This is a genomic window from Erwinia persicina, assembly GCF_019844095.1.
Classification (GTDB): Bacteria; Pseudomonadota; Gammaproteobacteria; order Enterobacterales; family Enterobacteriaceae; genus Erwinia; species Erwinia persicina.
The window spans coordinates 1,779,271-1,804,191 of record NZ_CP082141.1; the positions used below are offsets into that span (position 1 = coordinate 1,779,271).

Below are 24,921 nucleotides of genomic sequence, written 5' to 3' on the forward strand. Positions count from 1 at the left end.
CACAAAATACCCATACCTGACCCTTTATCCGGGGAAAAAGCTGCGCTACTCTTTTATCTAGCGCGCTAGATAATCAAGCAACAGATAAAAACCGGAAATGAAGATGCAGACACCACAGCAAATCGGTACCCAACTCTCCTTCGCGTTATACGGCGCGGCGAACCGCATGAACCGGCTGCATAAGCCTTTTCTCGATCCGCTGGGCCTCACGTTCCCTCAGTATCTGGTGATGCTTGAACTGTTTAACGGCACGCCGCGCACGGTGGGGGACATCGGAACCCAGCTCGGTATGGACACTGGCACCATCACGCCCGTTCTCAAACGGCTGGAGGCCGCCGGGCACATCTGCCGCACGCGGGACCGCAGCGATGAACGGCGAGTGCTGATTACCCTGACGGAGGCGGGGAGTGCCCTGCAAACCGAACTGTGGCGCATTACCGACCGCATTAAATCAGCCTGTCAGTTATCAGAGACAGAGCTGGTGGCGCTGCGCGACACCCTGAACAATTTCGCGCATCCTGCTGAAAAATAATATCTTTCCACTCAGACCAAAAGGTGTACTTATGAACATAGGCATTATTGGCGCGGGAAATATTGGCTCAACGCTGGCGCATAAACTCGCCGGGTGTGGTCACACCGTTAAGCTGGCGAATTCGAGAAGCCCGGATACCATCGCGGAACTGGCGCGTCAGCTGGGGGTAACGGCGGTAGAACGTCAGGAGGCCGTTCGCGATGTTGAGGTGATCATTCTCTCTACGCCTTTTGATAAACATGCTGAACTGGCCACCCTGTTGCGTGACGTGCCGCCAGCGGTGATTGTCATTGATACTGCCAACTACTATCCCTTCCGCGATGGCGACATTGAGGCGCTCCGCCAGGGCACCCCTGAGAGTGTTTACGCCAGTGGCCTCCTGCAGCGTCCCGTGGTGAAGGCGTGGAATGCTGTCCTTGCCGCGACGCTGAAGGAAAAAGGCGTGGCTGCCGGTTCTGCAACGCGTATCGCCATCCCGGTAGCTGGCGACAGTCCTGCAGCAAAATCCGTGGTGATGTCGCTGGTCAGTGACACCGGTTTTGATGCCGTTGACGGCGGCACGCTCAGTGAATCGTGGCGGCAGCAGCCCGGTACGCCCGCTTACTGCACGGAACTGGACAGTGACGGGCTGCGTGCGGCGCTTCAGGTGGCCGATAAAGAACGTGCCCCGCTGAACAGAGAGGCGTTGCTGCAGGAATTTATGTCAGCGGGCGACAGGCTCACGCATGAGGCCATTGTTGAACGTAACCGGGCGGTCACGGCCTGAGCATGAGGAACACAATATGAAACACACAGAAAATCTGCGTATCGGCATCCTCGGCACCGGTCACATCGGCAAAACGCTGGCGCGCACACTGGCCTCCGCCGGTCATCGCGTCAGGGTGGCCAATTCCCGCGGGCCAGAAACGATCGCCGCAGAGGTGCTTGCCACGGGCGCGGTTGCCACGGACGCCGCCGCTGCGCTGGCAGAGGTGCAGGTGGTGATCCTGTCGGTGCCGCTGACCCGGCTCAGCGATCTCGTCCCGCTTATTCAACAGTTGCCTGAAGACGTGATTATTGCCGATACCTCGAACTATTACCCGCATCGGGACGGCATCATCAGCGCGATCGTTAACGGGCAGGTTGAAAGCCTGTGGGTTGCCGGGCTGCTGGGGCGACCAATCGTCAAGGCGTGGAACGCAATCGGTTCGGACTCGTTGGTGAAGAAAGGCCTGCCTGGCAAAAGCGCGGCACGGCTGGCCATTCCCGTGGCGGGCGATACCCTGCAGCGCCGCACGGTGATTATGGATCTGGTGAATGACACCGGTTTCGATCCCTTCGATGCAGGAACGCTGGCCGAATCCTGGCGACAGCAGCCCGGTGCGCCCTGCTACTGTACCGATCTCACCCGGGAAGAGATGGGACCCGCACTGGCCTCTGCGGAGATAGCGCGTTTACCGGCCCGACGGGATCTGGCGGTGGCGGCGATTCAGGAGCGGATGGGGGACAACAAAACCAACCCAGATGCGGATTATCTCGTTCGCCTGCACCGGGCACTGTTCATGTAGCGCAGTCCGGCGGCCCGCCAGCGCATCGTCTTACATCTTGTCTTCTAAAAATGTCATAAAGGCCCTGACTTTTGAGTTCAGGGCCGAACGTTCATTGACGCAGGCATAAATATTCATGGGTGAAGACTCGGTGTAACGCCCGTCACGGTTGTCTGCGCTGAATAACGCTGTGAGCTGGCCGTTAGCGATCAGCGGCCGGGCAATAAAACTGGCCAGCCGGGCAATTCCCCCGCCGTTAACGGCTATATTGGCAATAATATCAATATCATCGCTGATGAATTCCGGATTAAGCTTCGCGTTAACAGGCTGGCCGTCGACGGTAAAATGCCAGGGAAGAAAACGCCCGTCTGTCGGATAGCGGAACACCAGACAGGCGTGGCGGCTGAGGTCTTCGGGTGAGCGGGGAAGGCCGGCGCGCGCCAGATAAGCGGGGGCCGCACAAACGATAAACGGCAGCGAGGCGATTTTCCTGGCGATCAGCTGATCGTTCAGCTGTGCCTCGATGCGGATACTGACGTCAACGCCTTCCAGCCGGTGATCGACGTTGCGATCGGTACTGATAAGCTCAATATCAATATCGGGAAAAGAGGCTTTAAATTCGGGCATCAGTGGCGCGATAACGTAGCGGCCAAACGCCGCTGTGGTCGCGATGCAAAGGGGGCCCTGCGGCCGGGACTCCATCGATGCTGCCTGCGAGGCCAGGTCGATATCATGCGGAATATGGCGCACTTTCTCAAAATAACGCTGCCCGCTTTCGGTCAATGTCATGCTGCGGGTGGTGCGCGACAGCAGACGCACGCCCAGATGGGTTTCCAGCCGGGAAAGACTCTGGCTTACCGCCGCCGGGCTCATCCCCCTGGCTCGGGCGGCTGCGGCAATACTGCCGTTTTCCACCACGCGGATAAAATTGCCGATCAGCCCCAATACGTCCATCGATCCCTTCCTCTCTGATTCGTCACGTTTGCTTAATAATGAATAAAGCATAACGGCTCTACCGCCGCCCGGGCCGGCTTGTTAGGTTAGTCGCTGTTTTTCACTCACCCACCAAAGGGACCCGATGATGACCCCTGTTATTGCGAAAAATAGTGCCCGCACCCGCCTGCCAAAACCGGCTTCACCCTATATATTTGCGCTGTATATGGCAACGATTATGGCGTTTTTAATGAGCCTGGTGATCACGCTGGCGGAATCGGGCCTCGGGCCACATTATATGGAAAATGTGATGAATGCTTATAAAGTCGCCATGCCGTCGGCTTTTGTCTGCATCCTTGTTGTACGTCCGATGGTGATGCGGCTGGTAGGGCTGACGGTGCACGGTCACTGAGTCAGCCTGAGCTTCTGTTTGTTTGCGGCACGCTGTGAGCGTCGCGCACGTTAATGGCGCGGTAGATGAATGTCGTTGTGGACGGGGCCGGGCGGGAGAGTGGGGCAATCCCAGCGGGGGATTGCCCTGAGCAGTCAGTTACTGCGGTGGACGGACCAGGATTTTCACCTGGTTTTTCTCTTTCACCAGCGCGTCGAACCCTTCGGTCACCAAATCGTTCAGTTCAATGCGTTTGGTGACCAGCTTGTCGGCCTGGAAATACCCCTGGGTCATCAGCTCCATCACCGCCGGGAAAATATGGCGATAGGCGATGATGCCTTTCACACTGCGTTCGGCCAGTACCACCCTGTTCGGGTGGAACGAGGCTTCGCCCTCCCAGATGGAAACGATGATGGTTTCGCCTTCGTAGCGGGTGGCATCAATACACTGCTTCAGCACCACCGGCACGCCGGTCACTTCGAACGACACGTCAACGCCGCCTTTGCTCAGTTCACGAATGGTGGCTACCGCATCCTGCTTGCCCGGGTCGATGACCACGTTAGCCCCCAGCTCGCGGGCTTTTTCGGCGCGCTGCGGCGACAGCTCGACGACGTAAATCTCCGAGGCACCCGCCGCACGCAGGGCTTCGATCACCAGCAGACCAATCGGGCCGGCACCAAATACCGCCGCTTTATCCCCGGCTTTCAGTTTGCTCATGCGCACGGCATGCAGGGCCACGGCGGCAGGTTCCACCAGCGCGCCCTGTTCGTAAGAGAGGCCGTCCGGCATGCGGTGCACCATATGCTCATCGACCATGGTAAATGACGAGAATCCGCCACCGCCGCCGGACAGACCGTGGAAGCCCAGGTCGCCGCACAGATTGTATTTGCCCTCGCGGCAGGCTTCGCATTCGCGGCACGCAAGGATTGGCTCGACCACCACACGGTCGCCCGCTTTAAATTTACTGACGCCAGCACCAACCTCAACCACTTCGCCCGAGAACTCGTGGCCCATCACGATAGGAGCAATGTCGTGGCTGATTTTGTGCGGCTTGCCGACCGGAACAAAGATCGGGCCGGCGAGGTATTCATGCAGATCGCTGCCGCAGATGCCGGTCCAGGCCACTTTGATTTTCACCTTACCGGCTGAAACCTCAGGCTCTTCGATATCGTCAATGCGGATGTCATGTGCTTTATACCAACGTGCTGCTTTCATCTTCTTTTCCCTTGAGATTGGTCTACAACCTGTCCACTGCCACTGATGGGGCCGGATCAGGAACTCAGGGCTGCATAGTGCGAAAAGCGTGCCAGAAGTGAGGGCTTGGGTAACCTTTTGATTTATTTGAGAAGGGACTGGCGTAGAAGCAGGAAAAGGCGTAAGGGTGTGACAGGTGTAACGGGGTGCGGGTGTAACAGGTGAGAGGCGGGGGAGGGGGAGATTGAGAGTGTTCGGGAAAAGTGCGGGTGTCTTCTTTGTGCCAGGAGCGGAAATTGTCATTTTGGAATCATCAATACTGCTAATAGCTTTCGGTTGTGTTAAAAAATTACTTCAAGTCAGTAGTGTCTGAAATCTTATGGAGCAGAAATGAGAACGCAAAAGCGATGCATGGGGTATGTGGCTATCGTGGTCGACGACTATGACCGTGCAATTGATTACTACACCGACAAGCTGGGCTTTACGCTGGTAGAAGACACGCCCCAACCGGGTAAACGATGGGTCGTTGTGACGCCCAATCCCGAAAGCCACTGTAATCTTCTCCTGGCCCGTGCTTCAAACGAGCGTCAAGAAGGTTTTATCGGCAACCAGTGCGGCGGGCGGGTATTTCTGTTCCTGCAGACTGACGACTTCTGGCGCGACTATAACGCCATGAAGGAAAAGGGTGTTCACTTCTGCCAGGAACCGCGGGAGGAGGAGTACGGGATAGTCGTTGTGTTTGAGGACATCTACGGCAATCGCTGGGATCTTTACCAGAACAAGCAAAATTAAAGCTCTTTTACAGTTGGGGCGTCACGACTTTTCCGGCCCCACTACAATGTCCGCTTTTCGCTCTTACCCGCCATTCATCCCCTAACACCCACACAAAAAAATGCCATCCCTCAACGGGATAGCATCCTGAATTTATCCAAACAGCGCTTACCTCAAAGGCATAAGCGGTTTTACCCTAAATATCGATCATCACCGGAACGGCGGTTCGTTGAACGTCCGCAGCTTGCGTGAATGCAGGCGGTCGCCCTCGGCACGCAGCAGGTCGATGGCGCGGATACCAATCTGCAGGTGCTCGGAGATCGCGCCTTCATAGAAGCGGTTGGCCTGACCCGGCAGCTTGATCTCGCCGTGCAGCGGTTTGTCAGAGACGCAGAGCAGGGTGCCGTAAGGCACGCGGAAGCGGTAGCCCTGGGCAGCAATGGTGGCGCTTTCCATATCGACCGCCACGGCGCGGCTGAGGTTGAAACGCAGCGCGGAAGCGGAATAGCGCAGCTCCCAGTTGCGATCGTCGGTGGTGACGACCGTGCCGGTGCGCAGCCGCTCTTTCACCGCTTCACCCGGCATGCCGCTCACCTGTTTGGTGGCGTCGTACAGCGCGCGCTGCACTTCGGCAATGCTCGGAATAGGGATATCCGGCGGCAGCACGGCGTCCAGAACGTGGTCGTCGCGCAGATAAGCATGTGCCAGTACGTAATCACCAATGGTCTGGCTTTCCCGCAGCCCGCCGCAGTGGCCAATCATCAGCCAGGCGTGCGGGCGCAGCACGGCGAGATGGTCACAGATGGTTTTGGCATTGGACGGACCCACGCCAATATTCACCAGCGTGATCCCCTGGCCGTCTTTGGCGATCAGATGCCAGGCCGGCATCTGGTGCTTTTTCCACGCCAGGTCGGAGATCGTTTGCTCCGGGTGCGGCGTGTCGTGAGTCAGGGTGGTGCCTCCGGCGCAGGAGAGGGCCAGATAAGGAGAGTCCGGATCCGCGATCTGTTGGCAGGCCCAGGAGACAAACTCATCCACATAGCGCGTGTAGTTGGTAAACAGCACGTAGGGCTGGAAATCTTCCACCGGGGTGCCGGTGTAGTGGCGCAGGCGGGCCAGCGAGAAGTCGGTACGCAGCGCGTCGAAGTGGGACAGCGGAAACGTTTCGCCCGGCACCAGCAGCCCGTCGGCGTTCTCATCACCAATCTGCGACAGTTCGGTGGTGGGGAAATGCTGGGCGATGCCTGCGCTCATACTGCGATCCAGCGCCAGCCCGGACCCGTCAATCACATAGGGGAACGGGATCTCCTGCTGCGACGGCAGCACGTCGATCTGCACCTGATATTCACCGGTCAGCATGGTCAGCTGTTCGCTGAGGTAGTGGCGCAGCAGCGCCGGGCGGGTAATGGTGGTGCTGTAGCTTCCGGCGCGGGTAAAGCGGCCGAAGGCACGGGTCAGACGCTGCGAGGGTGCCACGCCATCCCAGGTGACGCGCAGCTGCGGGTAAACAAACAGCCCGGCGGCGCGCCGGGTCGCATCGGGCAGGCTGCCGTCAGCGACAAAAGCGGTGATCGCCTCGCGCAGGGCCTCAACGGCGGCGTTGTAATGGTTTTCCAGGCTATCCAGCGCTTCAGTGACCGTCAGGGATCGCGCTACGGGGTAAGTCATGGTATCTCCTTGAATCGTTTGCACGTTTGTCTCACAGACTACCTGAAGATAACAGCAAAAGGATAGCGCATGAAACCCCTCAGCTGCTGGCCCCGGGTTCCAGGCTGAATCTGACCTGTTCTTCCTGCGGCGACGGGGCATCATCCAGCATCGCCATCAGCTGCTGTCCCACCTGGTGTCCCAGCTTTTCGTAATTGAGGCGCATGGAGGTGAGGGCGGGGAAGGTGTGATCGCAGTTGTCAGAACCATCCAGACACGCCACGGCCAGGTCATAAGGCACCTTCAGCAGCCGGCGCTGGCACTCAGACAGCACGCCGAAGGCGATCTCCTCATGGCTGCAAATAATCGCGTCCAGATCCGGCTGGCTTTGCAACAGCTGACCCAGCGCATAGCGGCCAAACTGCAGGCTTGGCGCATCCGGAACGGTGATCATCAGATCCGCATTCTGATAGTGCATCAGCATCGCTTTGTGCCAGCCATTAAGCTGCTGTTTGTGCAGGCGGTTATCTGTCTGCGCACCGATAAACCCGATACGGCGATAGCCTTTATCCAGCAGATGGGCGGTCAGACGTTCAGCGGCATCGCTGATGGCAATATCGAGGGTGATGTCGGCGGAAAACCGTTCCGCGCCGCAGACGTTTACCGTCACCAGTTCGGCGGATTCAATCAGCTCACAGGTCTTTTTCGACAGCTGCGCGCCAAACAGGACGAGGGCAGAGGGGCGGTTTTGCAGCAGTTTTTCCACCAGCGGCGTTTCGCCATACTGATGATATTCGTGGCAGGCCATAATCAGCTGGAAGGGCTGCTTACTCAGCGTCTGCTGCAGGGCCTGAACAAAGCGGGTGCTGGCGCGGTCGTGCTGAAAAGGGTACAGCACCGCGACGGTGTGCAGCTGCGAGGAGGCCAGACTGCTCGCGGCCTGATTGGGCACATAGCCCAGCTCCCCCACGGCCTGGCGGATTTTCTCAAGCGAGGCCGCAGAGACCTGGCCTGGATCGCGCAGCGCACGGGAGACGGTCATCGGGCCGACGCCGGCATGGCGCGCGACATCCTGTAGGGTCACGCGGTTTACCCCCTGCGCTGACAGCGCGCTGGCTTCCGTATTGGCTTCGTAGCCGAGCACGCTGACGGCCTGTTCTACTTTATTGCGGACTTTTTCAGAAACCAGCTCCGGCGTCCGCATGACGCGCGACACAGTCATGGCCCCGACACCGACATAATCGGCGATATCCTGCAACGTTACCCGGCCACTGCCGCGACGCTTGCGCATCCTGGTTTCTCCTTTACAACCCTGTTTATGGCACCTTCGCAGTGTGCCGATACCGACATCCGGCAACAACTTATTCTCCGGCAGATGATAGGCCGGTCACAATTAATGATAGTTATAACAGTTAGCGTTATCTTTTTAGATGCCCGTCACATTATTCCCTTTGCTCTGGCACTACTCTGCTCCTGCGATTAGAGAGAGGTGACAAACAATGCTTAAAGAATTACTGACAGCCGATGTTGTTCAGATTATCCCTGCCTGTGCTGACTGGCGTCAGGCTGTCTCACTTTCCTGCCAGCCGCTGCGTGATAACGGCACCATTGAAGCCCGCTATGTCGAAGCGATTTACCGCTCACATGAGGCCATTGGTCCATATTACGTGGTTGGCCCCGGCATCGCTATGCCTCATGCGCGTCCGGAAGACGGCGCGAACAAAATGGGCGTCAGCCTGACGGTGATCCGCGAGGGCGTTAACTTCGACTCAGAGGGTAACGACCCGGTGCATCTGCTGATCGTGCTGGCCGCGACCGACAGTAACAGCCATATCGGCATTATTACGGCGCTGGCCCATCTGTTCGATACCCCTGAGGACACCGCGTCGCTGATGGCGGCGACGCAGCCAGAGCAGATTTTATCCATTATTTCACGTTATTAATAATCTCCAGAGGACAATATGAAAATTACCGTGGTATGTGGCAATGGTTTAGGTACCAGCCTGATGATGGAAATGAGTATTAAGAGCATCGTTAAAGAACTGGGCGTGAATGCAGAAGTCGACCATGTTGACCTCGGTTCCGCCAAAGGGACCGCCAGCGACATCTTCGTCGGTACCTCCGACATTGCCGAGCAGCTGGTCGCCCAGCAGGTGGGCGGTAAGATTGTCTCCCTGAAAAACATGGTCGACAAAGTGGCAATGAAAGAGCGTATTTCAGCGGCTCTGACAGAGCTCGGCGCGTTATAACAGGGAGCCAAAAATGGAATTTTTCCGTTTTTTAATGAGTGATGTGTTATCGGAGCCGTCGATTCTGGTCGGCCTGATCGCGCTGATTGGCCTGGTGGCGCAAAAGAAACCGGCGACGGAAGTGATCAAAGGGACGGTGAAAACCGTCATGGGCTTCCTGATCCTCGGTGCCGGTGCGGGCCTGATTGTGTCATCGCTGGGTGACTTTGCGGCTATCTTCCATCATGCTTTTGGCATTCCGGGCGTTGTGCCGAACAACGAAGCGATTGTGGCGGTGGCGCAGAAGAGCTTCGGTACCGAAATGGCAATGATCATGTTCTTCGCCATGGTCATCAACATTGCGATTGCCCGTTTCACCCCGTGGAAATATATCTTCCTGACCGGTCACCACACGCTGTTTATGTCAATGATGGTGGCGGTGATCCTGGCCACGGCAGGTATGAAGGGCGTTCCGCTGATTGCCGTGGGTTCGCTGGTGGTGGGGGTCTCAATGGTCTTCTTCCCGGCGATTGTTCATCCGTACATGAAGAAGGTCACCGGCTCAGACGATGTCGCCTTCGGCCACTTCTCGGCCATTTCTCAGCTGCTTTCCGCCTGGATCGGCAGCAAGTTTGGTAACAAAGAGAAATCGACCGAAGATATGGAAGTGCCGAAAAGCCTGCTGTTCCTGCGTGATACGCCGGTGGCCATCGCCTTTACCATGTTCTTCATCTTTATCTTTACCTGCCTGGTCGCGGGCCCGTCAACGGTCAAGGAGATGAATGCCGGTGGTAAGAACTGGTTTATGTTCTCACTGATGCAGTCCATCACCTTTGCAGCCGGTGTTTATATCGTCCTGCAGGGCGTGCGCATGGTGATTGCAGAAATCGTCCCGGCGTTTAAGGGGATCTCTGACCGGCTGGTGCCGAATGCCAAACCGGCGCTCGACTGCCCGGTGGTGTTCCCGTACGCCCCGAATGCGGTACTGGTGGGCTTCCTCAGCAGCTTTGTGGCCGGTGTACTGGGCATGTTCCTGCTGTATGCGCTGAACATGACGGTGATTATTCCGGGCGTGGTACCACACTTCTTTGTTGGTGCTGCCGCCGGGGTGTTTGGTAATGCTACGGGGGGCCGCCGGGGAGCGATTCTCGGTGCCTTCACCAACGGTCTGCTGATCACCTTTATCCCGGTGTTCCTGCTGCCGGTACTGGGCAGTATTGGCCTGGCGAACACCACCTTCAGTGACTCTGACTTCGGTGCCGTCGGCATCCTGTTAGGCCTGATTGTGCGTTAATCTTCCCGCAAAGCCGGTCATCTGATGACCGGCTTTTTTTCACTCTTCACTGCCGTTCCCGCCTTTCGTACTTTCAAATGCCCGTAAAAGCACATGCATCGGGATCCTACGTTTTCTCTGGCTGAAACGGGGCGCAAGGCGGCCTGGGAAGGGGAGATTTTCTACGCTTTTCGGCAGGGCTCGCAGAAAAATGCCGCCAGAAGCGGAGAAGGGTTACCGATAACATTTCAAATAAAGTTGTGTTTATATCGGAATTTTTTAGTTAAATTAGTGTAAGTACGTTGTAATTATATGTCAGTTAATAATTACGCACTTTAACACTAAGGGATACCAATGCTTAACAAGATAACCGGTATAGTCATCGCAATCGTTGGGATTGCGCTGCTCTATATGGGGACAAAACTGCTGCTGGTCGGCGGAACACCTTTTTATGTGCTGATGGGTCTTGGCCTGTTAGTCACGGCCATCCTGCTGTTGATGAGAAAGAGAATCGCGCTGTCTCTGTACGCTCTTCTGATGTGGGCGGTACTGGCATGGATGATTTATGAAGTCGGTTTCGATAAATGGCAGTGGATCCCCCGAGGCGATATCATCGGGGTCATCGGCCTGTGGCTGGCGCTTCCCTGGGTGGTTCGTCCGCTATACCCCCAGCAGGGACGCCGTTTTCATCCGTTCCTCGGCACTACGGTTATCCTGATCGTGGCGCTGGTGGTGGGAATGATGTTTTACGATCCGCTGCCGCAGGCAGGTACCATCACCACCCAGCGTCAGAGCAGCGATACTGAGGTGGCGGGCAGGGACTGGACGGCCTACGGCGGCACCAGCAATGGTCTGCGTTTCTCCGACCTGAAGCAGATCACCAAAGACAACGTCAGCCAGCTGGACGTCGCCTGGACGTACCATACTGGTGACGTGCGTGACGCGGCCAAAGATGCCACTGAGTACACCTTTGAAGCGACGCCGCTCAAGGTGAACAACACGGTCTATTTCTGTACCCCGCACAATGAGGTTCACGCGCTGAACCCGGAAACGGGCGCGCTGAAGTGGAAATATCAGCCAGCGAAAGAGGCCTCGTACCTGCAGCAGCATCAGACCTGCCGTGGCGTGAGCTATTATGACGGCAGCAGTGTGCAGGCAGAGGCGACGGCAGCCCAGCCTGCGATATGTCGCAAGCGTATCTACAATGCCAGCAACGATGCCCATCTGATCGCCCTGGATGCGGATACCGGCAAGCTGTGTGCCGACTTTGGCGATAACGGCGTGGTGGATCTGCACGCCAATATGGGTAAAGTCCGCCCTCATGCGCTGATGCAGACTGCGGCCCCGCTGGTGGCGGGTAACCTGGTGATTGTGGGCGGCTCAGTGATGGACAACGGCTTCAACAGGGGCAATCCGTCCGGCGTGATCCGCGCGTATGATGCGATAACCGGTAAGCTGGTATGGAACTTCGACCCGGCCAACCCGGAAAATACGCAGCCGATTGCCGCTGGCCAGGACTACCCGCAGGACACGCCTGTGGCCTGGGGAACGCTGAGTGCCGACCTGAAAAATGGCCTGGTGTATGTGCCTTTTGGCAATGCCTCGCCGGATGAAGTCGGTATCGGTCGTGATACTAACAGTAACACCGAGAAATTCCGCGATACGCTGGTGGCGCTGGATCTGCAAACCGGCCGCTTTAAATGGCGCTTCCAGTCATCGAAAAATGATCTGTGGGATCGCGATAATCCGTCGCAGCCTTCGCTGCTGGATATCGACTATCGGGGCCAGAAACAGCCCGTGGTGATCCTGCCGACCAAAACCGGCAACCTGTTTGTGCTGAACCGTCTTACCGGGCAGGCCGTCTATCCGGTTAACCAGGTGGACGTCTCTACGCAGGGTATCAGCGGTGAGCAATACGCCCCGACGCAGCCGGTCTCCGCGCTGAACTTTATCCCGGCACCGCTGACCGAAAAAGCGATGTGGGGGCTGACCCCGTTTGACCAGATGGCCTGCCGCATCGACTTTAAGTCACTGCGTTATGACGGCAATCCGTGGACGCCAGCAACGGAAGCCGGGTCGATTATCTTCCCGGGTAACATTGGCGTGTTCAACTGGGGCTCGGTGGCGGTCGACCCTGAGCGTCAGATCCTCATCGCCTCGCCGGTGCGTCTGGCGTACAAATATAATCTGATCAAACGCACCCCGGCCAATGCGGATCAGCGCCTGTTCACCAAAGACGGTACGCCGTACTGGAATGAGAACTTTGACGGGGATTACGCGATCCACATTCAGCAGCTCTCCTCCAGCCTGGGCATTCCGTGCATTGCACCGCCGTGGGGTCGGATGGTTGGCGTGGATCTGAAAACCGGTAAAACCGAGTGGCTGCGCCGCGTGGGCACCACGAAGAACCTCAACACCAGTTTCCTGCCGGGCCGCTTCCCGATAGGCTTCCCGATGGGGATGGTGGCACACGGTGGACCGTTAACCACAGCGGGTGACGTGGTGTTCCACGGTGCAACGGCAGATAACTTCTTCCGCGCCTACGATGTCAGCACCGGTGAACTGCTGTGGCAGACTGAACTGCCTGCGGGTGGCCAGGCAACGCCAGCCACCTACATGGGCAGTGATAACAAACAGTACGTGGTGATTGCTGCGGGGGGACACGGTTCACTCGGAACCAAAGCGGGTGATGCCGTGGTGGCTTACCGTCTGAAGTAAACGTTGTTTCACGCGGGCTGACCGAAACAGCCGGCCAGCCTGAACCTGAAGGGCCGATCTTATTTTTCGATCGGCCCTTATCTTTTCAGTCAACAAGACAGATGCGGCAGGTATTCGCGCTGCCAACCTGCCCGACGCTGTCACCCTGCGACAGCACGACCAGATCCCCCGAATTCAGATAGCCTGCCTCACGCAGCACGGCAATCGCGTCCTGCGCCGACTGCACCCCTTCGGCATGACCGTTAAATAACACCGGCGTCACGCCACGGTACATCGCGGTAAGATTCAGCGTGGCCTGATGGCGGGAGAGGGCGAAGATCGGTAGAGGCGAGGTGATACGTGACATCATCCTTGCCGTCCGTCCGGATTCGGTCATGGCAATCACCGCTTTAACGCCGGTCAGGTGGTTAGCGGCGTACATGGCGGACATCGCCGTCATCTCTTCGATATTGCTGAACTCAACCTCCAGACGGTGTTTAGAGGTTGTCGTGCCGGGCACCCGTTCTGCCCCCAGGCAGACGTTATGCATGGCGGTTACCGCCTCTACCGGGAAGCTGCCTGCGGCGCTTTCCGCTGAGAGCATAACGGCATCGGTGCCGTCGAGAACGGCGTTCGCCACGTCCATCACCTCTGCGCGGGTGGGCATCGGATTGGTGATCATCGACTCCATCATCTGGGTCGCGGTGATCACCACGCGGTTAAGCTGACGGGAGCGGGCAATCAGGCGTTTCTGCACCGCGACCAGTGCGGCATCGCCAATTTCGACGCCCAGATCGCCGCGCGCCACCATAATCACGTCCGAGGCGAGGATCATATCATCCATGCTTTCCTCGCTGGCGACCACTTCGGCGCGCTCCACTTTCGCCACAATCAGCGCCTTACAGCCCGCTTCCCGCGCCAGCCGACGGGTGAGGCGAAGGTCTTCCCCGCTGCGTGGAAACGACACGGCCAGATAGTCGACGTTCATTCTGGCGGCAGTGAGAATATCGGCTTTGTCCTTTTCGGTCAGGGCATCGGCGGACAGCCCACCGCCCAGCTTATTCACCCCTTTGTTATTGGATAACACTCCGCCGACGGTAATCACGGTGAAAATTTCGCTACCCGCCACGCGCTGCACGCGCAGCTGAATGCGGCCGTCGTCCAGCAGTAAGATATCGCCGGGCACCACGTCGCCCGGCAGGGATTTATAGTCGATGCCGACGCGCTGGTTATCACCCAGCCCTTTTTCCAGCTGTGCATCGAGGATAAACACCTCGCCCACCGTCAGCATCGCCTTACCTTCTTTAAAGGTCGAAACGCGGATCTTCGGCCCCTGAAGATCGCCTAAAATCGCCACCTGACGGCCAAGGCGGTGGGCGACATCGCGGACCTGCTGTGCGCGGGCAATATGGTCATCGGCGGAGCCGTGAGAGAAATTCAGCCTGACGACGTTGGCCCCGGCCTGGATTATTTTCTCGAGGTTATTGTTACGATCGGTCGCGGGGCCTAAGGTGGCAACAATTTTCGTGCGTCTTAATACTTCAGACATGATCACATCCTTGGTTAAATTTCATGTTAGCGCCCCGGCTCGCTGACGGATCAGGCGGCGCGGGGTGTGAAGTCAGCTTGCAGTGGTTTTTTTAATTAAACGGCCAATGTTTTCACAGGTGCGCGCCATATTTTGCTGGCCTTCCTGCATCAGCGAATGAATATCCGCCGCGTGCGGAATAATACCGAAAATCGCATCAATACCTGTGTCATAGAGTGACGCCACATCATCGCCAATACTGCCTGCCACGGCAATCACCGGCACATTATGCTGGCTGGCAATCCGGGCCACGCCGTAAGGCGTTTTGCCAAAACGGGTCTGGCTGTCAATACGGCCCTCACCGGTGAAGCAAAAATCGGCGCCGGCCATTTTGTCGCTCAGGCCACTGTACTCGACAACAATGTCAATTCCTTTACGCAGCGTGCAGGGGGTAAACGCCATCAGTCCGGCCCCCAGGCCGCCAGCGGCACCTGCGCCGGGCAGGGTGGCCACGTCCTTACCCAACTGCTGTGACACAACTGCCGCGTAGTGTGCCAGGTTGCGATCCAGCAGGGCGACCATCTCCGGGGTGGCTCCTTTTTGCGGCCCGAAGACGGCGGATGCGCCTTCGGGGCCGCACAGCGGGCTGGTCACATCGCAGGCCACCTGAATGTCGACACCGGCCAGCCTGCTGTCCAGCGCGGTGATATCAATATGATGCAGCGCGCCCAGCGCGCCGCCTCCCGCTGGCAGCCGGTTGCCCTGGCGATCGAAAAAGCCGACACCCAGCGCCTCCGCCATCCCCGCACCGCCGTCGTTGGTGGCGCTGCCGCCCAGCCCGAGAATGATTTTTTTAATGCCGCGATCGAGGCAGGCCAGGATCAGCTCTCCGGTGCCCCGGCTGGTGGTCAGCAGCGGATTGCGGGTGTGCTGATCCACATAATGAATGCCGCTGGCCGAGGCCATCTCAATCACCGCGGTATCCCCCCGGCCCATGATGCCGAAGCAGGCGGTGACCGGGGTCCCGAGCGGGCCGGTCACCGAAAGCGAAATCAGCTGTCCGCCGGTGGCATCAATCAGCGACTGGGTGGTGCCTTCGCCGCCGTCTGCCATGGGAACGTGAAGATAGCGGGCATCAGGGAAGACGCGTCTGAGTCCGGTTTCCATCGCGATGCAGACCTGCTTTGCGGTCATGCTCTCTTTAAAGGAGTCAGGGGCTAATACAAAGGTCTTTTTCATCCGGGAGCCTTATTTTAATCTGCAAATCGTGGGGAGGATGATGATCAGCGTCATACGTTGCCGGAGGAATGTCAATAAACGCCCCGGTGGCTGCCCGTGGGATCATACGGCAGGATAGGGTCAGGCGGGCGCAGGGAGCCGCAGACGACAGCCCGTTTACCCGGCGTGGAGGGCTGTCAGAACAGAAAAGAGAATAAATTACAGGGAAAGAGAAAAGTGTTTATTCAGCTGTAAGCGGCCTTTTGCCGTCAGCGTCACCACCCGATAGCCAGGTGTTCGCGTCAGCCAGCCCTGTTTTTCGCCGTGCTGAAACAGTGCGGCCCCCACGTAGCCGCCCACGTGAAAGCATCGCTCACTCCAGTCCAGACAGGCGCAGCAGTTTTTACGCCGCGTGGCCGCCTCTGGTGGGATCCCCATGTCCGCCAGTTTCACTCTGCCAGCGGCGGTCAGCGCCTCGCCATCATCGCTCAGCCACTGTTCCCTGAGCATGGCATCATAAATCTGTACTGCCACTTCTCCCGCCAGATGGTCGTAACAGGTCCGGGCAAAACGCATATCAAGTGGGGTACGGTATACCGGGCCGGGGACGCGCCGCCATGAGACACCCATCATGGTTTCAATCAGCTGCGCAATATCACTGCCCGCCAGCCGGTAGTAGCGGTGCCGCCCCTGGGACAGGCAGACGATCAGCTGACTCTGTACCAGTCGCGCCAGGTGGGCGCTGGCGGTGGACGAGGCGACACCGGCCGCCGCGCTTAACTCGGTAGCCGTCCACGCCCGCCCGTCCATTAAGGCACAGAGCATTCTGACCCGGGATGTCTCGGCCAGTGCCGCCGCCACGGCGACCATAGCCGACTCCAGCAGGGGTTCATCATCGGTGACTACCGTCAGTTTCTGCATATTCACTCTGCTGTTACGGCCCAGGGTCGGGTCACGCGTTCGGCGACGGCGGGGTTATCCGTCACCAGGATTAACTGATTAGCATGATCGCTGTACTGCGTACAAACGGAGACTCCGGCCCCGGCCAGCGCGGCGGCGATCTCGCCCAGTTCCCCCGGGCGAAGCTGCGGCAGCTTGCGGATCAGCGGCTGGCAGACATTCTCTACCTGAAATCCCGCCGCCTCAAGCACCTGACGCGCACGTGGGCCTTCTTCCACCAGAAAATGGGCATGGCTGACCTCGCCGGCGCTGAACACACCGCCGCCTTCCAGCCCGATGCCGTTGCGCCCCAGCAGTCCAGCCAGGGCGGCGAGGGTCCCGGGAGTATTGGGTAACAGGATATGGAGATCAAACATGCTGTAGTCCTTGCGTATCAGAGGCGTAGTCGCGCACTACCTGAGCAATGCGGATGCGGTAATAAGAGAAGATCGACTCGCGACCTTCACGCTGTGCGGCCTGGTGGAAAATATTCTGTTTCCAGGCCAGTACGGCGGCTTCATCCCGCCACCAGGACAGTGACAGGATCCGGTCTTCGCAGGCCAGGCTGCGAAAACGTTCGATGGCGATAAACCCGTCAATCTCCTCCAGCAGCGGTTTCAGTTCTGCGGCCAGATGCAGGTAACGTGTTTGCCCGTCAGGGCTTATTTCGGCTTCAAAAAGGACGGCGATCATCAGTACGCTCTCGTAGGAGGGGAGAGGCCACTTTACTACGTTTAAATATGAATACTTCGGTGAGGAACGAAACGTGGATGGAGGGGACGCTGCGTTTTACTGCAAGGGTGTGTTCAGGGAGTAAAATGGAGTTTCAGAGGGAGAAGCGAATCACGGATTATTAACGTTTATCGAGCCTGAGTTCTTGTCTTTTTTCACCAAACAACGATTGCTCTACAAAATGAAAAATCATGGGTCCAAACTTTATCAGCATGTTGATCATGATCTCTCCAGAATATTGATGAAGTTATCAAGAACAGCATCAAATGATTTTTTGTTAGAATTAAAAATGCTCTCATAAATGGTTTAATGGTGTTTTTACTAAAAAGTAGAAAAGGTTCAGGTTTCCTAAATGACTCATTATCCAATAAATTACAGGGAACTCTACCATCAATACTCTTGAGGGGTAAACGACTCTTGATACCATAGATCCTAATCCTAAACATGAGGTGATAACAAAGCCACTTGCTATTTTAAATTTTATTCTGGAAGAAAAAATGGCGTCAATCACTGATGCATAAGAAAAAATTCAGCCTGCAACCCCGTTTTCATGAGAATGAGGTGGATATCGATTGGAATCCAAAAATCGGTGCAGACTGGAAAAAAACTCCGTCAGCAAGACCGGGAATTGATTTTGGAATAAGCTGAACGGTTACTATTAAATAAACCCAAAGCCGTAGTTGGTTTTAATGGGAAGTTACAGCATACATTTTCCAATCTAAATGATATGCTCAACCACTAAGGATATAACAGTTTATACAGGAGGTAATGTTATGTTTTTTGACTCTTTTGTTGCAATTTTTTTTGGCTGCATGTTCGCCATTACGCTAAGTGAAGTAACGCGATTTTTTTTCAGGATAAAACGGTGGGGTCATGCTCAAATGCTCCTGATCTCTCCGTTGCTATTAGCAATGCCAGTCTTGTTCTATGGAGTGATGGATTCCTATGAAGGTACTTTGAGTGGACTAGGGAGTATTACCCCTTTAACAGGCGCTATCTATGGAACAGGAATGTTTCTGATTGGCTGGTTGTTCAGTGCTATTGCAAATATAGGGGACAAGAAAAGATTTTTTTGCTGCCTTTTTCTTTACCTGTCCACCGCAACATATATGGTCTATCACTCGCTGATGGACGTCGCACGACCTGTTATTGGTTAAGGGCGTCTTCCCACGGTAACAGATGAGTTGATTTTATTTTTACCCAATCTACATCGGAGAACACGACAAAATCCCCTCCTAATCCAGTCGTTTCTCTGAAGGCAAGAAAATCTGAATTACGCACATCAGCGACTTTGAGCACATTCTTACTGCTGTATACGTTCATACCATTTATAGCCGCAGCGGCTGACCCGCCTCGCGTGAGGATACTGTCTTTTGTCCAAAAACCCAGACGCTGATCTGAGCCATCATCGTTGTTAAAATCATAAAAATCTTTGACATATACTCCAACATATTCTGATTCAATGTAAACTTTTCCGTCAGAATCACGAAATGCGGTACCTATTACGGCACATTTATTACGGCACATTTCATGTTGTACGTACCAAGTGAGCCGAATACATCGTCAATCGTATCAAACAGTACGTGGGTGACGGCATTATCTCCGACCGCAAGGTAATTGTTTTGATAATATTGCTCCAGTTCTCTTGCTGACATGCCTGGGCGATCAAGAATATTGCGTCTTCCAAAGATGTATGAATTTTGCCCATCCCATCCAAGAAGTTTCAATCTGTCAGCGATCATACGCAAGCCAGCAGGTGAGAAAGCTCGCTTTCGTATCAGTTCTTCAGCTGATTTCTTTGCGTAAGGATATTGCATAAGCCATGACATTTTTATTGTCATGTCATCACAGTGCTCATCCGGTAGATAAAGACCCTTTGGCAATGTCTGCCCACTTTTCCACGCTTCAGGACATTTCCATGCCGGGGACTTAAGCCAGCGTGTCATGAGCGCTGCTGACTTACTCCATCCCATCTTCCTCATAGCTGCCGGAATATCAGTAATCTTCAATGGTTCGATATTAACCTCGGAAGACGAACTCCGGCCGTTGGGTCTGGTTTTTTGCGACTCAATCAAAAAGAATGTATCTTTTTCGAGTGCGTTGTATGGGCCAAGATTGATCCTGACAGTCATATAACACTCCTTATTTTAAGGCTGGGCGAGGGGCTTTGATCGCCAGGTGTATTTTTTTAGATTCAGATAAATTAACCACTGAGGAAGTTCGGCAACTGAACTTGCTTTTTGTCGCTGTGCCAATATCAAGTAGATTCCCGTCACTGTATATAAGATATTCTACGGGGTGGTGGGAGTGATTGTTAATGGTGAAGCGATGGGAATATCCACCGTCAGTCTGTTGGTTTTTTCGAGCCTGCACCCTTAATTGATTTCTTCTTCGAATTTTCGATGCTGCAAAACTTTCAGTGGTTTCTTCTATCCGATAGCTAAATCCAAGCCGATGAATGGCGACAGCGCCACAGGATGTTGAATGTCCCTCAAGTACACGTTGTTTACCCTGGACTCGATAACGGTTCGTTCCTTCAATAAATTTTGACCAGCATTGACATGTAGGGCATCAAAATTTATGACCGACTAATACTGCATTGTGTGATGAATTTTTTTCTCCCCAGGTGTTAGTGGGTTCCCCCTCAGTGAGGATCCCGCCGTGTGTGGTTGTGTCACCCGTCCAGATAGCATAGCGCATCATGTCATAAGCCTCTCGATGGGAGTCTGGTAAGTGATTCCTTATTTTTGATTAGCTTAGTGGTGGGTTTAGATGAAGAGATAATGTCCACTTCTACACTCCTTTGAGTTGTATTCAATTATCACTGGTGCAAGGTGTTTATAATCTTATAAAGGATGGATGGTAAGGTGATGTGGTAATTCCAACGCAAAACAGAGTTATCACTACGGGATGAATGTCATTGAAAGTGGATTTAATAATAATTTTGTTCATGAAGGTCTGCTTTGTGAGGGGAAGTGATTCTGTAAATTATATCGTTACAATGAAGTTAATTTAACATTGTGATATATAAGGCAGTATCAATATAAAGTCCATTTTAAAACTAATGTGATGAATGTCTTATTTTTTATTTCAAACTCTGGGCTTGTTAAATATTAGCGTTATTAGAATAGACAACCGCAGCGCTATCGCGCTGATAGCGCTGCGGGAAAAATATTAAAGCCGGGCAATCCTCATCAGATCGTCTCTGGCTCCCGGTGCCACCGCCAGCACCGGCGCTCCGCGCAGCAGGTGGTCACCCTCGGTGTTGAACGGGTGCGTCCAGCCGCCAGCCTCACTGACCAGGCAGTAACCCGCCAGGCAGTCCCAGGCGTGCATATAAGGTTCGTAATAGCCGACCAGACGCCCGGCAGCGACATACGCCAGCATCATCGCTCCTGACCCGTTACGGAAGAAATTACCGCCGACAGCGATAATCCCGGCGGCAATTTCACCCACCCGCTCCGGGGTGACATAGCTGTTGGCACCAAAACCGGTGACGTGGTTCTGCATGGTACGCGCCGGGTCCACGCGCAGCGGCCTGCCGTTGAGCGTTGCGCCCTGGCCACGGGCAGCGACAAAGCACTCCTGCTGACACGGGGCCATAATCACCCCAATCACCGGCTCACCGCCGGCAATCACCGCAATCGATACGCACCAGTTCGGCATGCCGTTAACAAACGGGCTGGTGCCGTCAATCGGATCCACCACCCAGGTGAAACCCGACTGACCCGCCTTTAAGCCGAACTCTTCACCGAGAAAACCGTCTTCCGGGAAGGCGGCGGCAATCTGTCCGCTGATCAGCTGTTCAACGTCGCGATCGGCAATCGACACCACATCCTGGGCATCGCGTTTTGTTTCAATCACCAGTTGGTCGCGACGGTTAAAAAAGTCCAGCGCTTTAGCGCCAGCCTCGCGTGCCACCCGTTCGGCCAGCGCCAGGCGGCGGGAAATATCGTCACTCATATGCAGTCCTTATTAAAGAGGGTTCACTGGGCAATCAGCGCCAGACCCTGAGGTTTGAAATCCACGGCGACACCGGTGCCCGGTGCCAGCTGGCCTTCCATCTGTACATCGATAATAAACAGTGCGCCCAGCGCGGTCTGAACTTCATATTCAATATGATCCCCCAGCCAGGTGCTGTGGGTGACTTCGCCGTTAAGCGCCCCGGTCGGATCGGTACGCAGCGTAATAAACTGCGGCCGCACCGACAGCTGCGCCGATCCTGGGCGGGCGTGAGCACCGGGAACGCGGTACTCGCGGTTGCCCAGAGCCACTACGGCTTCATTGCCTTCTATCCGGCGAATATCGCAGGGCAGGATATTGGCTTCGCCCATAAAATCAGCGATAAACACCGAGGCGGGCGACTGATACAGCTCCTGCGGCGCACCCTGTTGGGCAATATGCCCCTCTTTCATGACAATTATCTTATCGGAAACCGCCAGTGCCTCTTCCTGATCGTGGGTAACGTACACCGCCGTAAAGCCCAGGCGCTGCTGCAGGTCGCGGATCTCGGTGCGCACGCGGCGGCGCAGGCGTTCATCCAGGTTAGAAAGCGGTTCGTCCAGCAGCAGCACCTGCGGCTCCAGCACCAGCGCACGCGCCACGGCGATACGCTGCTGCTGGCCACCCGACAGCTCCGCCGGTAAGCGCTGGCCCATGCTCTCCAGCCCGACCAGCTTCAGCCCTTCACGGGCGCGATCCTGCGCCTCTTTTTTGGACAGCCCGCCGGACAGCAGGCCGTACATCACGTTATCCAGCGCGTTCATGTGCGGGAAGAGGGCATAAGACTGAAACACCATCGCCACGTCGCGCTCGTTGGCGGGCAGATGGGTGACATCCTTACCGCCAATCAGAATCCGCCCGGAGGTGGGGTGCTCCAGCCCGGCCAGCAGGCGCAGCGTGGTGGTTTTGCCGCAGCCGCTGGGCCCGAGCAGCGTCACCAGCGTGCCCGGCTCCACGGTCATCGACAGGCCGGGCAGGGCGTTAAAATCGGCAAACTGTTTGGTGACATTGTCAAATACCACCGAGCCTGAGCGAATGGTCGTCATACGGCACTCTCCTGATGTAAAGCCGGGGGCGTGGCCACCGGGGCTGCAGCAATGCGGGTGGCGCGGCGCAGGCGGCGTTCACCGACCAGCAGCTGGAAAGTGATAATCACCGCCAGCATCACCACAATAAGAACGGAGGAGTAGGCGATAGCTACGCCGTATTCTCCGTTTTCGACCAGGCCTACGATGTACGAGGTGGCCATGTTGTACTGCGCGCTGACAAGGAAAATCACTGCGCTGATGGAGGTGATCGCGCGGACGAAGGCATACACCAGCGCGGCGCTGATCGCCGGTTTCAGCAGCGGCAGGATCACCTTCCGCAGCGTGCGGAAGCTGCTGGCCCCCAGCGTCAGCGAGGCTTCATCCAGGCTGCGGTCGAGCTGGCTCATCGCGGCAATCCCGCCGCGCACGCCCACCGGCATGTTACGGAAGACAAAGCACGCCACGAGGATCAGCGCGGTTCCGGTGATCTCCAGCGGCGGCAGGTTGTAGGCCATGATGTAGCTGACGCCAATGACCGTGCCGGGAATGGCAAAACTGAGCATCAGCATAAACTCGAAGGTCTGACGTCCGGCAAACTTCTGCCGCACGATCAGCCAGGCAGTCAGCAGGCCAACGATGGCAGTCAGTGGCGCGGCGATCAGGGCAATCTCCATCGTGGTCCAGAACGAGTTCCAGGCCACGCCGGTCCAGACCATTTGCCCTTCGCCCCAGTGGAAGCCAAAGGCCCGGGCGTAGTGCGCCAGCGTCAGGCTGCTGTCCAGGCCCCACGACTGCACAAAGCCGCCAATCAGGATCATGCCGTAGATCACCAGGGTAAACAGGCCCCACGGGATCACCAGCGCATAGACGCCGTAGCGCAGCGCGCGCGGCAGCCCGCAGTGCTGGCCGGAGTCTCCTTTGCCGGTGACGGTGGCAAAGTTTTTACCCGACAGCCACAGGCGCTGGAGAATAAAGGCGCTGAGGGTGAAGCACAGCAGGATCATTGCCAGCACCGCCGCCCGGCTCGGGTCGTTCTGCGCCCCGACCACCGAGAAGAAGATCTCCGTCGACAGTACGCCGTGGCTGCCGCCCAGCACCATTGGATTGCCGAAGTCGGCCATACTCTCGATAAAGCTGATCAGGAACGCATTGGCCAGCCCCGGGGCCATCAGCGGCAGGGACACATAGCGGAAGGTGCGCCAGCGGTTAGCGCGCAGCGTCTGGGAGGCTTCTTCCAGCGACGGGCTGACGCCTTCGACCACGCCAATCAGCACCAGGAAGGCGATGGGCGTAAACGACAGCACCTGGGCTATCCAGATGCCGGTCAGCCCGTACAGCCAGCGACCCGGTTCGATGCCAAACAGCGTTGCCAGCAGCTCGGTGACCACGCCAGCGCGACCGAACAGCAGCATCAGCGCGAGGCCAATAACAAACGGCGGCGTGATAATGGGCAGCACGGTCAGCATGCGCAGCGCTTTTTTAAACGGCAGCGGCGTACGGGTTGCCGCCAGTGCAAAGGCCAGACCGAGCAGCGTTGAGCCTCCGGCGGTCATCAGCGCCAGCCACAGCGTGCGCCAGGCGGTGCCACAGCCGCCGCTGCCGGTCAGGCAGCCGAGGCTCCAGATCGCCGGATCCTGAATACTGGCGATCATCCCGTCCGGTTTAAAGGAACCGTCCACGTCCTGTACTGAGGCGACAAACATGCTCAGTACCGGATACAGCACGAAGGTGGTAACCAGCGCCACCAGCAGCACGATGGCCGCCACCACAAAGGCGTCACCGCGCAGCACGCCGCGCTCTGCCAGCGCAAATGAGAACAGCAGCAAAAAAGTGGTCAGCAGCAGGATTGCCCCGGCACCAAAGGCGGGCTGCCCGTCGCTGAGTGCGCCAAACAGCTGTTCGCTCCACAGCCAGTTCCAGCCGGTATAGCCGATAGCATGGCCTTCAAACAGCAGGAACAGGACGCCAGCGGTGGCGGCCCCCAGGATCAGCACGCTGCGCTTATTGCCGACGGGCAGCAGGCGGCCCAGCCCGGCAGTCAGCAGCATCAGCACGGCGACAGCCAGCCACGGACGCTGGAACAGCGCAATCTGCCACAGGGCCGGTGCGCTGTCGCGATCCATCCAGAGGGTTGTCACCCAGCTAAAATCGAAAAAACCGGCTTCCAGGCTGTACCAGGGCAACAGCAGGATGGCAAATGCGCCCAGCGCTAAAGCCCCGTTCAGGCGGCGGTTTTGAGCATTCATCATGACCTCGATCGTTCATTGCTCTGCCTCCCGCCA

General features: G+C 56.6%; 24 protein-coding genes and 1 pseudogene. 11 read left to right on the top strand and 14 right to left on the bottom strand.

Features of this window, described 5'->3' with window-relative positions; translation table 11 throughout:
• The first annotated feature begins 103 nt into the window (after nucleotides 1-103).
• Genes K6L24_RS07945 through K6L24_RS07955 form a run of 3 tightly spaced genes read left to right on the top strand, consistent with a single transcriptional unit; the run spans nucleotide 104 to nucleotide 2,079 of the window.
• Nucleotides 104-532: a MarR family winged helix-turn-helix transcriptional regulator gene (locus K6L24_RS07945; RefSeq protein ID WP_240043896.1), complete on the top strand. Its 429-nt coding sequence runs from the start codon at nucleotides 104-106 to the stop codon at nucleotides 530-532.
• A gap of 31 nt (nucleotides 533-563) precedes the next feature.
• Nucleotides 564-1,298: an NADPH-dependent F420 reductase gene (locus tag K6L24_RS07950; RefSeq protein WP_222682140.1), complete on the top strand. Its 735-nt coding sequence runs from the start codon at nucleotides 564-566 to the stop codon at nucleotides 1,296-1,298.
• A complete protein-coding gene (locus K6L24_RS07955; RefSeq protein ID WP_222682141.1) occupies nucleotides 1,258-2,079 on the top strand; it encodes an NADPH-dependent F420 reductase in 822 nt (273 codons plus the stop codon). The genes K6L24_RS07950 and K6L24_RS07955 overlap by 41 nt, the downstream gene beginning before the upstream one ends.
• Before the next feature lie 30 nt (nucleotides 2,080-2,109).
• On the opposite strand, the gene K6L24_RS07960 is transcribed toward K6L24_RS07955, so the two are convergent.
• Nucleotides 2,110-3,012: a LysR family transcriptional regulator gene (locus tag K6L24_RS07960; protein WP_062742742.1), complete on the bottom strand. Its 903-nt coding sequence runs from the start codon at nucleotides 3,010-3,012 to the stop codon at nucleotides 2,110-2,112.
• Nucleotides 3,013-3,139: 127 nt separating this feature from the next.
• On the opposite strand from K6L24_RS07960, the gene K6L24_RS07965 reads away from it, so the two are divergent.
• Nucleotides 3,140-3,403, top strand: coding sequence for a DUF2798 domain-containing protein (locus tag K6L24_RS07965; RefSeq protein ID WP_062742741.1), 264 nt, complete (start codon nucleotides 3,140-3,142; stop codon nucleotides 3,401-3,403).
• Between the two features lie 138 nt (nucleotides 3,404-3,541).
• Here K6L24_RS07965 and K6L24_RS07970 read toward each other — a convergent pair whose 3' ends face one another.
• On the bottom strand, nucleotides 3,542-4,597 hold the full coding sequence (locus K6L24_RS07970) for a 2,3-butanediol dehydrogenase (protein ID WP_191932812.1): 1,056 nt from the start codon (nucleotides 4,595-4,597) through the stop codon (nucleotides 3,542-3,544).
• Nucleotides 4,598-4,966: 369 nt separating this feature from the next.
• Here K6L24_RS07970 and K6L24_RS07975 point away from each other — a divergent pair, with 369 nt between their 5' ends.
• Nucleotides 4,967-5,368 (top strand): VOC family protein, encoded by a 402-nt coding sequence (locus tag K6L24_RS07975; protein WP_062742739.1) that lies wholly within the window; start codon nucleotides 4,967-4,969, stop codon nucleotides 5,366-5,368.
• A gap of 189 nt (nucleotides 5,369-5,557) precedes the next feature.
• Here the strand turns inward: K6L24_RS07975 and K6L24_RS07980 are convergent, their stop codons facing one another.
• Together K6L24_RS07980 and K6L24_RS07985 are read right to left on the bottom strand one after the other, a co-directional pair.
• Nucleotides 5,558-7,015 carry an AMP nucleosidase gene (locus K6L24_RS07980; RefSeq protein ID WP_187510121.1) on the bottom strand — a complete coding sequence of 486 codons (1,458 nt, stop codon included), beginning with the start codon at nucleotides 7,013-7,015 and terminating at the stop codon, nucleotides 5,558-5,560.
• Between the two features lie 79 nt (nucleotides 7,016-7,094).
• Entirely contained in the window at nucleotides 7,095-8,285 is a 1,191-nt protein-coding gene (locus K6L24_RS07985) for a LacI family DNA-binding transcriptional regulator (protein ID WP_118663799.1), read from the bottom strand.
• A 208-nt stretch (nucleotides 8,286-8,493) separates the two neighbouring features.
• On the opposite strand from K6L24_RS07985, the gene K6L24_RS07990 reads away from it, so the two are divergent.
• From K6L24_RS07990 to K6L24_RS08005, 4 genes are all read left to right on the top strand, one after another.
• Complete coding sequence (locus K6L24_RS07990; RefSeq protein WP_062742736.1) at nucleotides 8,494-8,937, top strand: PTS sugar transporter subunit IIA; 444 nt, start codon at nucleotides 8,494-8,496, stop codon at nucleotides 8,935-8,937.
• Nucleotides 8,938-8,955: 18 nt separating this feature from the next.
• A complete protein-coding gene (locus K6L24_RS07995) occupies nucleotides 8,956-9,243 on the top strand; it encodes a PTS sugar transporter subunit IIB (RefSeq protein WP_062742735.1) in 288 nt (95 codons plus the stop codon).
• 13 nt (nucleotides 9,244-9,256) lie between these two features.
• Nucleotides 9,257-10,516, top strand: coding sequence for a PTS ascorbate transporter subunit IIC (locus tag K6L24_RS08000; protein ID WP_062742734.1), 1,260 nt, complete (start codon nucleotides 9,257-9,259; stop codon nucleotides 10,514-10,516).
• A gap of 333 nt (nucleotides 10,517-10,849) precedes the next feature.
• Nucleotides 10,850-13,213, top strand: coding sequence for a membrane-bound PQQ-dependent dehydrogenase, glucose/quinate/shikimate family (locus tag K6L24_RS08005; RefSeq protein ID WP_222682142.1), 2,364 nt, complete (start codon nucleotides 10,850-10,852; stop codon nucleotides 13,211-13,213).
• A gap of 85 nt (nucleotides 13,214-13,298) precedes the next feature.
• Here the strand turns inward: K6L24_RS08005 and pyk are convergent, their stop codons facing one another.
• The 5 genes from pyk to K6L24_RS08030 all read right to left on the bottom strand — a co-directional run bounded on the left by pyk (nucleotide 13,299) and on the right by K6L24_RS08030 (nucleotide 17,570).
• On the bottom strand, nucleotides 13,299-14,741 hold the full coding sequence (pyk, locus tag K6L24_RS08010; RefSeq protein WP_062742732.1) for a pyruvate kinase: 1,443 nt from the start codon (nucleotides 14,739-14,741) through the stop codon (nucleotides 13,299-13,301).
• A gap of 72 nt (nucleotides 14,742-14,813) precedes the next feature.
• Nucleotides 14,814-15,959, bottom strand: coding sequence for a glycerate kinase family protein (locus K6L24_RS08015; protein ID WP_222682143.1), 1,146 nt, complete (start codon nucleotides 15,957-15,959; stop codon nucleotides 14,814-14,816).
• A 198-nt stretch (nucleotides 15,960-16,157) separates the two neighbouring features.
• Complete coding sequence (locus tag K6L24_RS08020) at nucleotides 16,158-16,859, bottom strand: ArsR/SmtB family transcription factor (RefSeq protein ID WP_222682144.1); 702 nt, start codon at nucleotides 16,857-16,859, stop codon at nucleotides 16,158-16,160.
• Nucleotides 16,860-16,861: 2 nt separating this feature from the next.
• Nucleotides 16,862-17,254 (bottom strand): amino acid-binding protein, encoded by a 393-nt coding sequence (locus K6L24_RS08025; RefSeq protein WP_222682145.1) that lies wholly within the window; start codon nucleotides 17,252-17,254, stop codon nucleotides 16,862-16,864.
• Entirely contained in the window at nucleotides 17,247-17,570 is a 324-nt protein-coding gene (locus K6L24_RS08030; protein ID WP_137269337.1) for an antibiotic biosynthesis monooxygenase family protein, read from the bottom strand. The genes K6L24_RS08025 and K6L24_RS08030 overlap by 8 nt, the downstream gene beginning before the upstream one ends.
• A 527-nt stretch (nucleotides 17,571-18,097) precedes the next feature.
• Between K6L24_RS08030 and K6L24_RS22465 the strand changes: the two are divergent.
• Together K6L24_RS22465 and K6L24_RS08035 are read left to right on the top strand one after the other, a co-directional pair.
• Nucleotides 18,098-18,209 (top strand): annotated as a pseudogene (locus tag K6L24_RS22465) (IS630 family transposase); the annotation flags it as partial.
• 173 nt (nucleotides 18,210-18,382) lie between these two features.
• Nucleotides 18,383-18,766 (top strand): hypothetical protein, encoded by a 384-nt coding sequence (locus tag K6L24_RS08035; RefSeq protein ID WP_062742727.1) that lies wholly within the window; start codon nucleotides 18,383-18,385, stop codon nucleotides 18,764-18,766.
• Here K6L24_RS08035 and K6L24_RS08040 read toward each other — a convergent pair.
• From K6L24_RS08040 to K6L24_RS08060, 5 genes are all read right to left on the bottom strand, one after another.
• The gene (locus K6L24_RS08040) at nucleotides 18,756-19,136 is read right to left on the bottom strand and encodes a DUF6402 family protein (protein ID WP_222682146.1); all 381 of its coding nucleotides are present in this window, start codon (nucleotides 19,134-19,136) and stop codon (nucleotides 18,756-18,758) included. The genes K6L24_RS08035 and K6L24_RS08040 overlap by 11 nt on opposite strands.
• On the bottom strand, nucleotides 19,112-19,741 hold the full coding sequence (locus K6L24_RS08045; protein WP_222682147.1) for a DUF6402 family protein: 630 nt from the start codon (nucleotides 19,739-19,741) through the stop codon (nucleotides 19,112-19,114). The genes K6L24_RS08040 and K6L24_RS08045 overlap by 25 nt, the downstream gene beginning before the upstream one ends.
• Nucleotides 19,742-20,783: 1,042 nt before the next feature.
• Entirely contained in the window at nucleotides 20,784-21,572 is a 789-nt protein-coding gene (locus K6L24_RS08050; RefSeq protein ID WP_222682148.1) for an inositol monophosphatase family protein, read from the bottom strand.
• Nucleotides 21,573-21,595: 23 nt separating this feature from the next.
• Complete coding sequence (locus K6L24_RS08055; RefSeq protein WP_062742724.1) at nucleotides 21,596-22,657, bottom strand: ABC transporter ATP-binding protein; 1,062 nt, start codon at nucleotides 22,655-22,657, stop codon at nucleotides 21,596-21,598.
• On the bottom strand, nucleotides 22,654-24,885 hold the full coding sequence (locus tag K6L24_RS08060) for an ABC transporter permease (protein ID WP_222682309.1): 2,232 nt from the start codon (nucleotides 24,883-24,885) through the stop codon (nucleotides 22,654-22,656). Before K6L24_RS08060 ends, K6L24_RS08055 begins: the two co-directional genes overlap by 4 nt.
• Nucleotides 24,886-24,921 lie beyond the last annotated feature (36 nt).

Coding starts and splice junctions, on each gene's coding strand:
- K6L24_RS07945 (WP_240043896.1), top strand. CDS start 104: ATGCAGACACCACAGCAAATCGGTACCCAACTCTCCTTCGCGTTATAC.
- K6L24_RS07950 (WP_222682140.1), top strand. CDS start 564: ATGAACATAGGCATTATTGGCGCGGGAAATATTGGCTCAACGCTGGCG.
- K6L24_RS07955 (WP_222682141.1), top strand. CDS start 1,258: ATGAGGCCATTGTTGAACGTAACCGGGCGGTCACGGCCTGAGCATGAG.
- K6L24_RS07960 (WP_062742742.1), bottom strand. CDS start 3,012: ATGGACGTATTGGGGCTGATCGGCAATTTTATCCGCGTGGTGGAAAAC.
- K6L24_RS07965 (WP_062742741.1), top strand. CDS start 3,140: ATGACCCCTGTTATTGCGAAAAATAGTGCCCGCACCCGCCTGCCAAAA.
- K6L24_RS07970 (WP_191932812.1), bottom strand. CDS start 4,597: ATGAAAGCAGCACGTTGGTATAAAGCACATGACATCCGCATTGACGAT.
- K6L24_RS07975 (WP_062742739.1), top strand. CDS start 4,967: ATGAGAACGCAAAAGCGATGCATGGGGTATGTGGCTATCGTGGTCGAC.
- K6L24_RS07980 (WP_187510121.1), bottom strand. CDS start 7,015: ATGACTTACCCCGTAGCGCGATCCCTGACGGTCACTGAAGCGCTGGAT.
- K6L24_RS07985 (WP_118663799.1), bottom strand. CDS start 8,285: ATGCGCAAGCGTCGCGGCAGTGGCCGGGTAACGTTGCAGGATATCGCC.
- K6L24_RS07990 (WP_062742736.1), top strand. CDS start 8,494: ATGCTTAAAGAATTACTGACAGCCGATGTTGTTCAGATTATCCCTGCC.
- K6L24_RS07995 (WP_062742735.1), top strand. CDS start 8,956: ATGAAAATTACCGTGGTATGTGGCAATGGTTTAGGTACCAGCCTGATG.
- K6L24_RS08000 (WP_062742734.1), top strand. CDS start 9,257: ATGGAATTTTTCCGTTTTTTAATGAGTGATGTGTTATCGGAGCCGTCG.
- K6L24_RS08005 (WP_222682142.1), top strand. CDS start 10,850: ATGCTTAACAAGATAACCGGTATAGTCATCGCAATCGTTGGGATTGCG.
- pyk (WP_062742732.1), bottom strand. CDS start 14,741: ATGTCTGAAGTATTAAGACGCACGAAAATTGTTGCCACCTTAGGCCCC.
- K6L24_RS08015 (WP_222682143.1), bottom strand. CDS start 15,959: ATGAAAAAGACCTTTGTATTAGCCCCTGACTCCTTTAAAGAGAGCATG.
- K6L24_RS08020 (WP_222682144.1), bottom strand. CDS start 16,859: ATGCAGAAACTGACGGTAGTCACCGATGATGAACCCCTGCTGGAGTCG.
- K6L24_RS08025 (WP_222682145.1), bottom strand. CDS start 17,254: ATGTTTGATCTCCATATCCTGTTACCCAATACTCCCGGGACCCTCGCC.
- K6L24_RS08030 (WP_137269337.1), bottom strand. CDS start 17,570: ATGATCGCCGTCCTTTTTGAAGCCGAAATAAGCCCTGACGGGCAAACA.
- K6L24_RS08035 (WP_062742727.1), top strand. CDS start 18,383: ATGTTTTTTGACTCTTTTGTTGCAATTTTTTTTGGCTGCATGTTCGCC.
- K6L24_RS08040 (WP_222682146.1), bottom strand. CDS start 19,136: ATGTGCCGTAATAAATGTGCCGTAATAGGTACCGCATTTCGTGATTCT.
- K6L24_RS08045 (WP_222682147.1), bottom strand. CDS start 19,741: ATGACTGTCAGGATCAATCTTGGCCCATACAACGCACTCGAAAAAGAT.
- K6L24_RS08050 (WP_222682148.1), bottom strand. CDS start 21,572: ATGAGTGACGATATTTCCCGCCGCCTGGCGCTGGCCGAACGGGTGGCA.
- K6L24_RS08055 (WP_062742724.1), bottom strand. CDS start 22,657: ATGACGACCATTCGCTCAGGCTCGGTGGTATTTGACAATGTCACCAAA.
- K6L24_RS08060 (WP_222682309.1), bottom strand. CDS start 24,885: ATGAATGCTCAAAACCGCCGCCTGAACGGGGCTTTAGCGCTGGGCGCA.